Raw genomic sequence first — 13,091 nt, forward strand, 5'->3', positions numbered from 1 at the left:
GCCCTCCTCAGGCGGGGAAGCGGGGGTTGATTCGGTTCCACTCGGCGATGATCGCCGCCTTGTTCTGCGAGGCCCAGTCCAGAGCCGGGCGACCGGCCTTGGGCAGCGAGCCTTTGAGAACGGTCAGGCTGGTGATCTCGACAAGGGCCTCGAAGTCCGGGGCGACGATGTGGAAGTGCGGGGGCAGATGGTCATTGGCATACACCCGGACGGTGATCTTGCCGATGGTGTGGAGCTTGCCCATGTCCCTCAACGCTGTTGATGATTAAACATACCCCTGAAATAAGGGGATGTCAACAACATGCCCTTGAAATAGGGGGAATTCTGTGGTTCGGCTATCCACCGCCGGCGAAGGCCACCAGAGCACGAGGCGCCAATGCCGCGCTGGTCATGACCGGCACCGGCCTCCCGTGCGGTGGTTATGAGAGGACAGAGGTTATAACCGGAACTGCTCAGCCGCGCGGTAATAGTGGGACCGACTTTTCTCGAGCGGCCCTATCTACCTTCTGAAACTGCCGGGCTGGGGACTGCCTCCCTCCGCCCGGCGTTTTTTTTTAAACCCCCCGACATGCGGGCGGTCATCAATCATCAATCACAGGACCATCATATGCCCGACGACACGCTCGTCCTGCGGGCCGAAATCCCGCGCCCGCAGTGGCTCGACGACCCGGTAATTTCTGTTGCCGACGCCGCCAAGTTGCTCGAACTGCCCGAGAATACCCTATCGCATTGGCTTAAGATGGCCGAAGCGATTGGTGTGCCGATGCACCGCAAGGTGGGCGGATCCCGCCGCATGACCGCTCATGACGTTTTCCGCGCCGCGATCCTGCGGGCACTCTACCGCATCGATTTTCCGGCATCCAACTGGGTGTTCCGGCGTGCGTACGAGATCACCCACGACCGCGGCCGGACCTGCCTGCCGGGCTTCCTGGACGAGGCCGAGTTCATGCATCCCGCGACAGACGGCCAACCGGAGGTGCGGGTCATTGTCGAAATTTCGCTGATTTGGCTGTCGCTTCATCCCCACCTTGAACGGCTCGCCACTTAGGGACGCCATCATGTTTTCAAAACTGTTCTCGCGGGCTGCACCGGCGCCGCTTGATGAATTGCGGGCGGCGCTGGCCGCTCTCGACGAGCCGGCGCTCCACGCCGCTGTCGCCGCTGCGGAGGCAGGATACCGCGCCGCGCTGCTTGATGACGACGAGGCCGATGTCGTACGAGCCGACGAAGCCCGGCGCGCCGCACAACGCGACATGGATCGCGCTCACGTCCGACGGGACGAACTGGTGGCGCGCATCGCCAATGCGGAAGCCGAGGAACGCCGCGCTGCCGCGAAGGAGAAGGTCGCTGCCGCAATCGCCAGGCGCGATGAAGTTGTCAAGCGCTGGCATACCGATGTCGCTAAAGCGCACAAGCTGCTCGCACCGCTGGCTGCTGATGTCGCGACAGTCGAGGCCGAAATCGAAAAGCTGAATTCGGCCCTGTATTCCGGTTCGGACGTAGACCTTCAGGAAGAGCTTGGCGCCGGCCTCAAGGGCGTTCGGGCGACTGTTCTCGGGACCTTCTGGCCTCGCACCGATTACTCACCTGATGCCCTATTCGCGATTCCTCCGAGCAAGACGACCGCGCCGCTCGGCTGGTTGTCTAATGAAACGACGAAAAGCGACCCGAAGGTCGGGGGGTGATGATGCTTAAACGAGTTGTGTCTGGCGGCGAACTGCGGGCCGCATCTTTCGATCCTGCCTCGAACACTATTGAAGTCGTGTTCGCGACGGAGACGCCAGTGCTCCGGGTTGTGCCGGACGGTTCCACATATTGGGAAGTACTGTCCTGCCAGCCCGGCGCGGTCGATCTGACACGCCTGAACGCTGGCGCTCCACTGCTTGATAGCCATGACATGCTTGGTGGCGTTGACGCGGTGATCGGCAGCGTTGTCCCCGGAACGGCGCGGATCGACAGCCGAAAGGGCGTCGCGAAAGTTCTCCTGTCATCCGCGGCGGGCGATGCCGACCGGGTCGCGAAGATCCGCGACGGGGTTCTGCGCAATATTTCGGTTGGATACACACGCCGAGAATACGTGCCAGAGCGGGCCGGTGACGATGGCATTCCCGTTCGGCGGTACACCAAGTGGGCGCCCTACGAGATTTCGGTCGTAGGTGTCCCGGCCGATCCGGCCGCACAGGTCCGGAGCCTTGGCGGCGAGACCATCGCCGCCCGCGTCGTCCGGGAAGCTGGTGAGCGGCGTGCCGGGTTCATCGAAGAGGCCTTGCGTCACCGGCTTGCCGGCGGTGACCTCTCCGACGGTGCCCGAGAGTATCGGGACCTTACGCTGATCAGCATTGCCCGGGACTTCCTCTCCGAGGCCGGCGCGGACGTTCGCGGGAAGGCCCCCAGCGAAATCGCCGCGATGGCGACGACACGGGCGAACACCACGGTTGATTTTCCGACGATCCTTTCAAACGTCGTCAACACGACGCTCCGGGCCGCCTATGAGGCTGCGCCGGCCACATGGCGCCCCTTGGTGAAGGAAGTGTCGGTGTCCGACTTCAGCGAGATTTCGCGGGTGGCGATTGACGCTGCACCGAGGCTGGATCGCGTGGGTGAATACCAAGAATATCGCCGCGCCGACCTAAGCGACGCCTCTACCGAAAGTTATGCGGTCGCGTCCTACGGCAAGATAGTTTCGATCAGCCGGCAGGCTCTTGTGAACGACGATATCTATGCATTTGGCCGGCTAGGGCAGAACTTCGCGGCACAGGCGGCGCAGATCGAATCCGACTTGGTCTGGGCTCAGATCCTGTCGAACCCCACGATGGCTGACGGCGTGCCGCTGTTCCATGCGACGCACAAGAACCTGGCCGCCGGCTCGGACTTCGACCTGCTCGCGCTTAAGATCTTGCAGGCCCGAATGCGTAAGCAGGTGGCGCCGGCTGGGTGGACGTTGAACCTTTCGCCGAAATTCCTCATCGTCCCGGTCGAATTGCAGACCTCAGCCGAGCAGCTTCTCAAGGCCGAGGTGTTCACGGCCATCTTCGATGACGCGCCGCCACCCTCTCTTCAGGCACTCGAAATTATTTCCGAGCCGCGGCTGGATCTTGGATTTACCGATCCGCAAAACGGCAGGGCTGTTGCGGGAGGGTCCGCGTTCTTCATGGCAGCGGCGCCCGGCAGCATCGACACCGTCGAGGTCGCGTATATCGATGGCCGGCGCGAGGTGAACCTCGAAACGCGGGTAGGTTTCGACATCGATGGGATGGAATTCCGTGCCCGTCTCGATGTCGGGGCCAAGGTCATCGATCACCGGGCATTCGTAAAGAATCCCGGCCAGTAATTAGGGGGCGCCTCCGAGAGGGCGCCGCCGGCCCGTCCGACAACGGTAAGAAGTCCTCGCGGCCCCCACACCACAAAATCGCGACAAGGACTTCGCGGCCGGCAGTTTGTACATGGAGATGACTATGGCTCTACCCAACGCGGCCCGTGCCGCGATCGAGAACTGCCGCGTTGTTGCGGCGCTCGTCAATCCATGCCGCGACTTTTCCGAAACGGTGGCGGCGCACCCTGGAAACCGTATCGCTCGCGTCATCGGCGCGGCACTGAAGAGCGTGAAAGCGAACAGCCCAGCAAAGCGGAACGCCAGCGCTGCGGTGTTGATGCCGATAATTCCGGCCGCCGTGAACGCCAGGGCTTTCACCAGCTTGGGGTTGTCGCGCACAAATTTCGAGAGACTGCGCACAATGGGTGTGAGCGACTTGGCAAACTCGCCAACACTCGGACCCAGCACATCGCCAAAGGCGAGACCCAGATCCTCTAGCGCGTTCTTCAGCCCATCGAGCTGGGCCAGCGGCGTCGCCATGCGAGACGCAAAATCTTTCTCGACCTGCCCGCCGGATCGCATGGTCTCCGCGCGGGTCTCCATCCATTCCTTTCGGTACATGATGAGCGCGCGAATGCCGGCCTGCACCTGGGCATCCTCGAACAGATCGCCGAGATGCGACAGATCCCCCTTGAGGGTCTTGTCGGTTATGTTCGCGATAGCCTCTAACGGCGTCTTACCGGCCTTGATCTGCTTTTGCATCTCCTTGCGGAGATTAACGTGCTGCTTTTGGAATGCCTTGATCGTGGCGGGCGCGTAGATCTTCTGCAGGACGTTCGACATGTTCGTCGCGGCCTGCGCATTATCACCGGTGGCCTTCGCCATCACTTGCAGCGCCGAAGACAGATATTGAACCGCCTTCACCCCTGTCATGCCCAGAGCAGCATATTGCGCTCCGATCGCCGGAAAATACCGGGCCATGTCGGCGAACTCAAACTTGCCGGCATTACCGGCCGCCGCCATTGCATCGAGGGCACGTGGAATGTCGGTCGTCGCAACTTTCAAATTGTCCGTCAGCGCCCACGTGGTCTGGGCCATTTCATTGACATCGGCCCGGTAGGCCGTGGCAGCCTTGGCGGATGGCCCGATCAGAGCGGCCGCAACGTCAGCACTGGCGCCAGCGCCGGCCAGCACGTCCATTCCGTTTGCGATCGCCATGTTTGATTGGCCGGTCGCCGCGGCAACATCGCGAATCGATGCGGCATAGGCATCCATCGCCCGCTTCGACATGCCGGTCTTCTGCGCCGTGTCCTCCATTTTAGCGGAGAACTCAAGACTCATCTGGATCGGCCCGGCAAACGCCTTGTAGAGGGCGTACCCAGCCGCGGCGGCGTCCAGCATCCGGCCGCGCATCTTGTCGAGGCGCTCATTGTTGCGCGCCTGCATCGCCTGCAACTTGCCGAGCGAGGCGGAAATGGCCCGAGTCGGCGCGGAGATGCGGTCGATGAGGCTGACGATCAGTTTGGATTCAAGTGTTGCCATCAGCCGCACCATTCCGCAGCCGCCATAGCTTCAAAGCGGCGGCATGATATTTCAAAAATTTGTCCGGCAACCAGCTTTCGACCTCCGAAACGGGTGTCGAAAGCTGGCTGGACACGAATGCGATGGCGTCGATCAGGCCGCCGCCGCGGATTCCCCCATGACTGCGGCTGAAGCCTCCGCAAGCGCGGAGTAATCAATAGTATCGAGGCCGAGAATTACGTTCATCGGCACACCGCAAACGGATGCCAACACGGCCGCCGCCTGCTTCGTCGCTCCGGTCACGAGATCAGCGGCGGCGAGATCCCCCACCGTGCTGCGGCGCAGCGTCAGACTTGCGTAGGTCTTGCCGTCAACAGTTACGGGGTATTTGAGATCAACGGTCGACATTCGCATTCTCCTTCGGTGGCATCCTTCGCCTTGGCACCATGGCACTCACCGCGGCTCGCGGCATCGGCGTCGTGACGGGCGTGCTGGCGCGACTGCTGGGGCTGGGACGTACCGCGAAAACGATCCTGCCGGCGTCGCTGGAAGGGTTCAGCCGCGCCAGTCAGAACGTGGCGAAGAACGCCCGCGAGGCCCGCAAGGCCACGGACAAGATGATCGAGGGCATGTCAAAGGCGAAGGGAGTGAACCCGGCTCCTGCGGGTAGCGCACTTGCCGCCGGTGCGGTTGTTGGTGGTGTGATGGCTGGCGGCGCTGCACTGGCGACGGCGGCGACCAATGTTGTCGAACAGAACAAGGAGATGCTGGCGGGGATTCAAGACAATCCCATCCTTGGGGCGATGGATCCGGCTATGGCGCTGGCTGCTGCGGTCTATGGCCCCAATGGGCGGCAGCCCGACGCTCCCTTCGCCGCGCAGCTTCCTCCCGGCATGAAGCTGCCGGCGGCGCCCCCGCTGCCCATGCCGAGGCCGGAGGAACTGCTGAAGCTGGACGAGATCGAGGCGGCGTCGAAGCTGGCGTTTTCCAAGATTGCTCCTGCGCTGGCGGCCGAGGGACCCAAGGTGGAATCGGAGGCGATGTCGATCTGGGAGCGCATTAAAGGCATATTTGGTGCAGGAATATCCGTGCCGATCCATGCGACCGAAGCCGGCGGCACGCCGGTTGACGGGGCGCGGGCACGTGGCGGCCCGGTTGGGGGCGGTGGTTCCTACATTGTTGGCGAGCGCGGCCCGGAACTGTTCACGCCGTCCCGGTCGGGATACGTGCACAGTGCCGGCAAAACCGCCCAGATGCGCGGAAGCGTCTCGATCGGCGACATCAGCTTCACCATCAACGCGGCGCCGGGACAGTCTCCGGACGACATCGCACGGGCCGTTGAAGCCCGGCTCGATCGCAAGCTGGCACGCCTCCGCAGCGGGGCGTTCAACGACGGGGTATACGGCTAATGGGTGTTCGTGTTTCCAATCTGCGCCCCGTCCACGCACGGGTTGGCACCGTGAAGGTGCTGGCGGAATTCGATGCTGACGTTGGGCCGGTGCGGTTCCGGCGGATGCGGCTGGCGCAAGATATCCATGCCGGCCCGTCCGTGATGATGCCGGCCGCATGTGCCGGCATGGCGGCGGCTATCATCGATAGCGGAATCAAGGATGCGGTGCGGCGTGAGGCGTGGCGAATGTACAGGGAGCAGCGGCCGTGAGTGACTGGGATGAAACGATCGGCCTTTTCAAGGAAATCGCTATCGATGATGTTAGATCCCGTGAAGACGCGTTGATCGCGCACATTCGATCACAAGAAAATCAGGCTCTGTCACTATTGAGCTTATGCTCTACGTTGGCGATTGCGTGCGCGTCTGGCGTCGCCGCAGGCTTAGGCACTACGCCGATCGCTTCTCGGCTGATGTCCTATGGCTTCGGCGCCGCCTTTGTATCGCTTTTGATCGGAGCGGGCATATCGTTATGGACACTTAGAAGTACACCCCTCGCATTAGTCGGGCGCGACCCACAATTCTGGAGATGCGCCCTTTTTCATGACGAGAGGAAAGCCGATGCTATATTGGACGGCTACATGCACGCATCGTCGGAGACAATGAAATTTAACGACCACCTAAGTCTTTCGCTTTCTGGTCATCTGAAGTGGGCTCGACTTTTTCTCATTCTGGCGCCAGTCGCTGCCCTGTGCACGATCATCTTGGCACCACCGTTTTTGAGCGTAGCCGATTCAATCATCGCCCTTGGTACTTCGGCTGCCCCGGTGATGGATGTTGGTTTCCCATCTCATGGCCATATTGTCCCGTGGGACCCATGAGTTATCAAACTCACGCGGCTTTCGAGCGGCCGGCTTAGGCGATTCTGATGATGGTGTGGTCGATGGCGCGCTGTCACCACTACCGGACGGATGGGCTGGCTTACTGTCGTCGGTCATATTGGGGGCCTTGGTCGAGATGGACGGCACCCCAATACTATCACCGCACTGAAGCATGTATAGGCCGTCACCTTCTCACCCGTAGCCGCCCGTTCGATCACGGCCTCTCGGACGGGATCAGGTGTGGATGGGGCGGCTAGGGCATAGAGGGCGGTGGCGGGCAAATCCAAAACACTTTTGACTTTGTCTCCGTATAGATCAGCAACCCTCATCATGTTTCTGGCGGTCTGGTCAGACATCCCAAATTCCGCTTCAATCCACGCCAGGAAGTTGCCGTGACCAATATCCTTCTTCTGCTGAATTAGCTCCCGCCCCACCTCTATGATGCTTTCGGCGGCAAGCTGCATCCTCCCTCGGATGCGCTCGGCAGCGGCCCTATCGGCGGCATTGTGCGCACGGCGAGGCGGAAGCCGCCCTCGAGGCGATGCCCCCTACCGTCCTTGCGCTTGCTTTCAATCGGGTCAAGTTGACCCGATTGAACTACCTCCCTTTCCGCCCTTGGCGGATACTGGGTCAACTTGACCCACTTTATCTAGAACCTCCCCGCCCTCGCCCATCCCAGATCCCTTTGGGTTGTTTTCCGTTTTTGATTTCTGGTCAACTTGACCAGAAATCACCACCTCCCCGTCCACCATGACAGACTGGTCAACTTGACCAGCCTGTGTCATCACCTCCCGCCTTCGGGGCGGCCTTCACCCATCCTGTCTCGCTTACTGAGTTTCTGGTCAGGTTGACCAGAAACTATAGCCTCCCCGTCCTCGTTGACGATGCCTTTCAGGCTCACCCGGCTACAAGCTCCACATGCAGCTTTGTCCCGGTGGCTTCGGCGTAGCGCCGGAGCGTCGAGAGCGAGGGGGAAACGCCGCCGCCCTCAAGGCGGGCAATAGCCGACTGCGTGGTGCCGAGGCGCATGGCAAGCTCCGCCTGTGAGAGCTTCGCTGCCATGCGAGCACGGATCAGCGATTCGTATGCCTCCTTGCGACGGGCTCACTCCTTACCCGCCACCCGCGGATGCACGAACGGCAGGAAGCCCTCATCGTAGTCCTCGTGGGCGAAGTAGTCCAAGGCCCGCAACCCCTCCGGCAGGCCGAAGTCTGGACTGTCGCCATCCGGGCCGGACAGCAGTGTGCCGATGACCTGATAGGCTTGCTGGATCTTGGCTTCCAACTGCTCGATGCGTTCTTCGGGAGTCATGCGGTGGCGCTCTGTTATGAAACCTGACCAGAATCAGGAGTATGCCATGGCAAAGCCACCCGCATCCAAGGCCTCAGATGTTGCGCCACCAGAGAGGCGGGCCGCTCGGGATGTCCTCCCGCAGTCATGCCCCTAGGGGGCAGCGGCGCAAGGACGGCGAAGCCGGTCCACGAGCGGACGCCCTCGACGGATTCGTGTCGTCCAGATGCCGGCAAAGAACGCCAGAGGTTCATCGGGCGCGAGCGCGAACCACGACCATGTGTCTGGTCCGCGGGCGCCGGCTGGGGGCTCGCTGAAGCTGGTAAACGGGACGAGACAGCGGTGCGCAGGGCTCAGCCAGCGGCGCCAGTGCGGGCTTGCCGTGTTGCGGATGTTCGTCACGCCCTTGTCGGTCTTCTTGCCCTGCATCGCGAAGGCCGGTGACGGCATGCCCCATCGCGCCATCGCCAGTTCGCGATGGCCATCCGCCGCCGTGCGCACGATCGGCGCCGGATAATCGGGATAGATGCCCGTCTGCGGCGCCAGGTTGCCGGCACGATTGCGGAGCGACCCGACGAGGTCGGTGATCGCGTCAAGGTTCGAGCGATGGCTGTAGAGATTGCACATGCGCGCCAGACTAGCACGTGCAACGCGTCACCGCGCCTTGCGCAGCCGGACGCCTGGGCCGCCATCGCCGCTGTAGGGGCCGTCGATAAACTCTACACCGGCATCCTCGAACGCCTGCTGGATCGCCCGCAGCGTGCTCACGCGGGGATCTGTAACCCCTCGCTCAATGTTCTTCACGGACATCTCGGACACGCCAGCGGCCCGTGCCACCTCTAGCTGCGTCCATCCTATGAGGGCTCGCGCCGCTCGCATTTGTATCGGTGTGATCATGAACTTGAGATAGACTGTCGCGACCGCGCGATCAATGGAAATGACCGCAAGGGTCATTATTGGTGTTGACGCGTCAGATTATGACCGTTACGGTCACTTTCATGGCGACAGCGGCTGTCATCATGAGGTGCCACGGGCACGCTCATGCTTGTCAGGGGCAGCCCGGTTCCTCATAGCCCCTTGGAGGTATTCAATGACGAACACTCGTTCGGCAGCCGCTACCGGCTTGCCCCCAAATATCAACCGCGCGATCGACGAGGCTATCGCCGTGGCGGAACTGACCGGCCCGCAGACCGGTAGCCGCCGAACCCAGCGCGGGGCGCGCTATGACGCGCCGGCAGATCGGCCGGTGGTGGAATTCACCAATGAGGAAGAGGATAGAGATCTCGATCAGGGAGACCTCGAAAATCAGATTTGCCGGGTGGCATACGCGGCCCGACTGGCGCAGATCGCCCGAGACAATGCCGACGACATGGTCGACGAGAATGCGCTGCATATGGCGATCGACCTCGTCGCGCAGGAGGCCGAGGCGGCGCGCGCGCTGTTCCAGCAGATCCATAGCGCTAGGATGTCCACATGACCCGTCGCACCCAGCACCAACCGACGGAGTTTGCGGCCGCCGATGATTACAGAGCGGTCGCCATGGCGGCGAAGGAGAAGGTGCCTGTCACACCCATCCAGAGGATGGCGGCGATCCGGTGGGTCGCGCAAGCCGCACTCGACGCATACGCGTCCCCAGATGAGGATCTGCATAGCACTGACATTGAGACGGAAGGGTTATGTGCCGTCGTCAACGGCATGGACGACGCCTGCCACAACATGTCGGCCTCCTGCTGGGAGGATGTAATTGAAAAACTCAAGATCTGGCGGTGGATGATGGAAAACCCCAGGATGTTTCAGGAGGATGTCCACGCCCCTCACATAGCGCTACTGCTCGACGATGTTCGACGGTTGGCAGACCTCCCGGAATGAGCGCCCGACGGTGCTTGCCGCAAGCCGAATCTAGTTGGGGCCACCGAACAGGCGCAACCCATTGCCCGCGCGCCCCGGCTGGACGCCCCATCGCCTCAAAAGGGTGGTGGGGCACTTCCCTGCGATACCGGGTGATACCGCTTCCGGTGGCGACTCGGTGGCGACTCGGCACTAGAAAAGCAGAAGGCCGCCCTACGGCGGCCTTGTAACTAATTGATTTCCTTCAGGAAAATGGTCGGAGCGAGAGGATTTGAACCTCCGACCCCCAGTCCCCCAGACTGGTGCGCTAACCGGGCTGCGCTACGCTCCGATGCCCTGAGGCCCGCTTCTCTACCTATTCGGGACCCGCAGTGCAAGCGGTTCGCGGCGCGTCGTCCACCATTAGCCCACAGCTTTCGGCTCACACCTGTCCCGGCCGGACGTCATCCGCTTCCAGCGTGATGGCGTCGGGCTGTTCCTCCTCCACCTTGCATTTCGCCATGGCGGCCGCTTCGATGGCGGGACGGTGCCGCTCGAAGCGGGCGAGGCGGTCCGGAGTGTTCACAGCGGGGCCGCTGCCTTCCAGCCGTTCCAGCGCTTCCCAGCTCACGAAGCAATCGATGATGTCCAGCGGCCCGCGAACGCCGAATCGCACGGCACGGCGCTGCAGCACGTCGTCGGGACCCCGACCGGCAAAATGCTCCTGCATGGTGTCTCTCCCATATCGTCAGCCCGGCACGTCTTGCCGGCGCCCTTCTGAGCCAACAACACGCGAAAAGCCTCGAAGTTCGAGCCCTTGGCCGTGCGCGGCGCAATTTTAACGAGCTAGAAACCATGTGACGGCGAGAGTGGCGGCATGTCGGCATATGATCCCGCGTCGAGCATGGCTGCTGAAACCTCCCGGCACAGTCCGGCCGGTGAGGGCGCGTCTGTCCCGGCGGCCGGTGAGACGGGCCGGCTGCACCGGGCGTCGAATGCCTGCGGGCGCCTGCTCCGCCGGCTCTGGCGCAAGCGCGCCGTCCTTCTCGCCGGTACGCTTGCGGGCTCGCTGATCGGCGCCGGCGTGCTGGGCGTGATCCCGCCGCGCTACACCGCCTCGACCCGCCTGCTGCTGGAAACCGGCTCCACCCGTGCCGATGCCGGGCAACTGCGCGGCCGCCTGCAGGTGATGGGTTCACGCGATCTTGCGCGCCAGGTGGTGCGCGAACTGCGCCTCGGCGAACGACCGGGCTTCGGCGGTTCGGAGGAAGCGGCGCTCGAAATCGTGCTCGGCGGACTCGACATCCACCCGGTTGACGGCTCTTATCTCATCGCCGTCGACTATGCCGCCAGCGGGCCGAGGCTCGCGGCGGAGATCGCCAATGCCTTCGCCGATACCTATCTGCTCCGGCAGCAGGCCTCGCTCGACGCGCTGTCCGATCGCGGCACCGCTGCGCCGGGCGGGCAGGTGCGGCTGGTGGCGCGGGCCGACCCGGCCGTCGCGCCCCGCTATCCGCGTCCGGCGGTTCTCCTGATCGGCTCCGGCCTTTCCGGCCTTGTCGTGAGCCTTGCCGTCGTCCTGCTGCGCGGGCGCCGCCGCGTGGAGCCCTCGCGCGGCGAGCCGGCCTTCGCGCCCGATCCGATGCAGCTGCGCAGCGAGCGTCGCGCGCTGCGGCATTTGCCGTGGATCGGGGCGGGCAGCGAACGCCCCGCCGCCCGGCCGGCCAGCCAAAGCGAGGCCGCGGCGTGGTCCTCCGTCTCCGCGCCCTCCTGCGTCGGCGACCTTGCCCGCATGCTGGAGCGACGCGGCGATGATGCCCGTCTGGTGCTCGTCACCGGCGTTGTCGCCGATGGCGCGACGGGGGCCTGCGCACTGCGCCTCGCCCGCGATCTGGCGGCGGAACGTCGGGTGGCGCTGGTGAGCCTCGACACCGGGGCGCTCGGGCTCGACCAGCTCGTGCCCGACCCGCGCGCGCCGGGTCTGACCGACCTTCTGTTCGGGGTCGCCAGCTTTTCCGAGGTCGTGCAGCGTGAATCCGCCTCGCGCTGCCATGTCATCCCGCTCGGCCGCGGCGTGCGCGAGGCGACGACGCTGGTGGATGCCGACCGCCTGACGCTGATCCTCGGCACGCTGGCGCAGACCTATGACCACGTCGTGGTGGCGGCACCGCCCATCGGCCACGCGGAAGGCGCGGCACGGCTCGCGGCGCTGCGGCCGACCGTGGTTCTGGTGATGGCGGAGGACACGGCCGAATCCGACGCCGAGACGCATGCGGTCGAGGCGTTCGACGCGCTCGCCGCGCGGGGCTTCGGTGCCATCGCGCTGGTCGCCTTCCCGGCCCCGCCCGGCCTTCCGCTCGCGGCGTAGAGCATTTCGGAACGAAGTGGATGCCGGTTCGCGTGAAGAAAACGCGACCGGTCAATAAACTGGAGCCATTCATCGATTCCGTGAAACGATGAATGGCTCTCGGGAGCGGACTGTTCAGAGCGTCTCCGGCCGCCGGTCGAAGCGCACCATCCAGCGAATGACGATGCCGGCCGGCACGATCCAGCCGAGACCGAGCACCAGATAGGCAAGGAACTGCCAGCCCGCGCCCAGCGTGGTGACGCGCCCCTGTGCCAGCCCCATGGTGCCGAGCGCCCAGACGATGACCAGCACCACCAGGATCACCGTGCCGATGAACTTCCGCAAACGCGGCGAGAGGCCGCGCTGTTCCTGGGAAGGCATCTGCGGCGGGAGGCCGCGCGGTGGCGCGCTGTCGGGCGGGGAGGGGCGGTTCGACGGCATGGGCGCATCCCGATCGCGTGACAGACGTTGCGGCTGGCGTTGCGGCACGGGACATTTGGTCCGGTTGCACCGCAGGCGGGGCCT

The 13,091-nt window shown here is 63.6% G+C and carries 19 protein-coding genes and 1 tRNA gene; 9 read left to right on the forward strand and 11 right to left on the reverse strand.

The window, feature by feature from the left end; translation table 11 throughout:
* Window positions 1-7: 7 nt before the first annotated feature.
* On the reverse strand, window positions 8-244 hold the full coding sequence (locus MWN34_RS12570) for a DUF4160 domain-containing protein (protein ID WP_247029637.1): 237 nt from the start codon (window positions 242-244) through the stop codon (window positions 8-10).
* Window positions 245-607: 363 nt separating this feature from the next.
* On the opposite strand from MWN34_RS12570, the gene MWN34_RS12575 reads away from it, so the two are divergent.
* The 3 genes from MWN34_RS12575 to MWN34_RS12585 are packed head-to-tail and all read left to right on the forward strand — an operon-like array spanning window position 608 to window position 3,331.
* Window positions 608-1,048 carry a hypothetical protein gene (locus MWN34_RS12575; protein ID WP_247029638.1) on the forward strand — a complete coding sequence of 147 codons (441 nt, stop codon included), beginning with the start codon at window positions 608-610 and terminating at the stop codon, window positions 1,046-1,048.
* A 10-nt stretch (window positions 1,049-1,058) separates the two neighbouring features.
* A complete protein-coding gene (locus tag MWN34_RS12580) occupies window positions 1,059-1,685 on the forward strand; it encodes a hypothetical protein (RefSeq protein ID WP_247029639.1) in 627 nt (208 codons plus the stop codon).
* On the forward strand, window positions 1,685-3,331 hold the full coding sequence (locus tag MWN34_RS12585; RefSeq protein ID WP_247029640.1) for a phage major capsid protein: 1,647 nt from the start codon (window positions 1,685-1,687) through the stop codon (window positions 3,329-3,331). The genes MWN34_RS12580 and MWN34_RS12585 overlap by 1 nt, the downstream gene beginning before the upstream one ends.
* On the opposite strand, the gene MWN34_RS12590 is transcribed toward MWN34_RS12585, so the two are convergent.
* Window positions 3,332-4,867 (reverse strand): phage tail tape measure protein, encoded by a 1,536-nt coding sequence (locus tag MWN34_RS12590; protein ID WP_247029641.1) that lies wholly within the window; start codon window positions 4,865-4,867, stop codon window positions 3,332-3,334. It lies immediately after the preceding gene.
* A 120-nt stretch (window positions 4,868-4,987) separates the two neighbouring features.
* The gene (locus MWN34_RS12595; protein ID WP_247029642.1) at window positions 4,988-5,242 is read right to left on the reverse strand and encodes a phage tail assembly protein; all 255 of its coding nucleotides are present in this window, start codon (window positions 5,240-5,242) and stop codon (window positions 4,988-4,990) included.
* A gap of 38 nt (window positions 5,243-5,280) precedes the next feature.
* On the opposite strand from MWN34_RS12595, the gene MWN34_RS12600 reads away from it, so the two are divergent.
* Genes MWN34_RS12600 through MWN34_RS12610 form a run of 3 tightly spaced genes read left to right on the forward strand, consistent with a single transcriptional unit; the run spans window position 5,281 to window position 7,102 of the window.
* Window positions 5,281-6,243 (forward strand): hypothetical protein, encoded by a 963-nt coding sequence (locus MWN34_RS12600; protein WP_247029643.1) that lies wholly within the window; start codon window positions 5,281-5,283, stop codon window positions 6,241-6,243.
* A gap of 50 nt (window positions 6,244-6,293) precedes the next feature.
* The gene (locus MWN34_RS12605; RefSeq protein ID WP_247029644.1) at window positions 6,294-6,494 is read left to right on the forward strand and encodes a hypothetical protein; all 201 of its coding nucleotides are present in this window, start codon (window positions 6,294-6,296) and stop codon (window positions 6,492-6,494) included.
* Window positions 6,491-7,102: a hypothetical protein gene (locus tag MWN34_RS12610; RefSeq protein WP_247029645.1), complete on the forward strand. Its 612-nt coding sequence runs from the start codon at window positions 6,491-6,493 to the stop codon at window positions 7,100-7,102. The genes MWN34_RS12605 and MWN34_RS12610 overlap by 4 nt, the downstream gene beginning before the upstream one ends.
* Before the next feature lie 113 nt (window positions 7,103-7,215).
* On the opposite strand, the gene MWN34_RS12615 is transcribed toward MWN34_RS12610, so the two are convergent.
* From MWN34_RS12615 to MWN34_RS12635, 5 genes are all read right to left on the reverse strand, one after another.
* Window positions 7,216-7,566, reverse strand: a complete 351-nt coding sequence (locus MWN34_RS12615) for a DUF3102 domain-containing protein (RefSeq protein WP_247029646.1) — start codon at window positions 7,564-7,566, stop codon at window positions 7,216-7,218.
* A gap of 433 nt (window positions 7,567-7,999) precedes the next feature.
* Window positions 8,000-8,164, reverse strand: coding sequence for a helix-turn-helix domain-containing protein (locus tag MWN34_RS12620; protein ID WP_247029647.1), 165 nt, complete (start codon window positions 8,162-8,164; stop codon window positions 8,000-8,002).
* Between the two features lie 42 nt (window positions 8,165-8,206).
* Window positions 8,207-8,413, reverse strand: coding sequence for a hypothetical protein (locus MWN34_RS12625; protein ID WP_247029648.1), 207 nt, complete (start codon window positions 8,411-8,413; stop codon window positions 8,207-8,209).
* A gap of 132 nt (window positions 8,414-8,545) precedes the next feature.
* Window positions 8,546-9,019 (reverse strand): SOS response-associated peptidase family protein, encoded by a 474-nt coding sequence (locus MWN34_RS12630; RefSeq protein ID WP_425532105.1) that lies wholly within the window; start codon window positions 9,017-9,019, stop codon window positions 8,546-8,548.
* A 27-nt stretch (window positions 9,020-9,046) separates the two neighbouring features.
* The gene (locus tag MWN34_RS12635) at window positions 9,047-9,346 is read right to left on the reverse strand and encodes a helix-turn-helix transcriptional regulator (protein WP_281502992.1); all 300 of its coding nucleotides are present in this window, start codon (window positions 9,344-9,346) and stop codon (window positions 9,047-9,049) included.
* Between the two features lie 136 nt (window positions 9,347-9,482).
* Between MWN34_RS12635 and MWN34_RS12640 the strand changes: the two genes are divergently transcribed.
* On the forward strand, window positions 9,483-9,869 hold the full coding sequence (locus tag MWN34_RS12640) for a hypothetical protein (RefSeq protein ID WP_247029649.1): 387 nt from the start codon (window positions 9,483-9,485) through the stop codon (window positions 9,867-9,869).
* Window positions 9,866-10,261 (forward strand): hypothetical protein, encoded by a 396-nt coding sequence (locus MWN34_RS12645; RefSeq protein WP_247029650.1) that lies wholly within the window; start codon window positions 9,866-9,868, stop codon window positions 10,259-10,261. Before MWN34_RS12640 ends, MWN34_RS12645 begins: the two co-directional genes overlap by 4 nt.
* Window positions 10,262-10,493: 232 nt before the next feature.
* Here the strand turns inward: MWN34_RS12645 and MWN34_RS12650 are convergent.
* Both MWN34_RS12650 and MWN34_RS12655 read right to left on the reverse strand, forming a co-directional pair.
* Window positions 10,494-10,571, reverse strand: a tRNA-Pro gene (locus MWN34_RS12650).
* 90 nt (window positions 10,572-10,661) lie between these two features.
* Window positions 10,662-10,949, reverse strand: a complete 288-nt coding sequence (locus tag MWN34_RS12655; protein WP_247029651.1) for a DUF1488 family protein — start codon at window positions 10,947-10,949, stop codon at window positions 10,662-10,664.
* A gap of 174 nt (window positions 10,950-11,123) precedes the next feature.
* Here MWN34_RS12655 and MWN34_RS12660 point away from each other — a divergent pair, with 174 nt between their 5' ends.
* Window positions 11,124-12,587 carry a Wzz/FepE/Etk N-terminal domain-containing protein gene (locus MWN34_RS12660; RefSeq protein ID WP_247029652.1) on the forward strand — a complete coding sequence of 488 codons (1,464 nt, stop codon included), beginning with the start codon at window positions 11,124-11,126 and terminating at the stop codon, window positions 12,585-12,587.
* A gap of 114 nt (window positions 12,588-12,701) precedes the next feature.
* On the opposite strand, the gene MWN34_RS12665 is transcribed toward MWN34_RS12660, so the two are convergent.
* Window positions 12,702-13,007: a DUF2842 domain-containing protein gene (locus MWN34_RS12665; protein WP_247029653.1), complete on the reverse strand. Its 306-nt coding sequence runs from the start codon at window positions 13,005-13,007 to the stop codon at window positions 12,702-12,704.
* Between the last annotated feature and the right edge of the window lie 84 nt (window positions 13,008-13,091).

This window comes from Ancylobacter crimeensis, assembly GCF_023016805.1.
Taxonomy (GTDB): Bacteria; Pseudomonadota; Alphaproteobacteria; order Rhizobiales; family Xanthobacteraceae; genus Ancylobacter; species Ancylobacter crimeensis.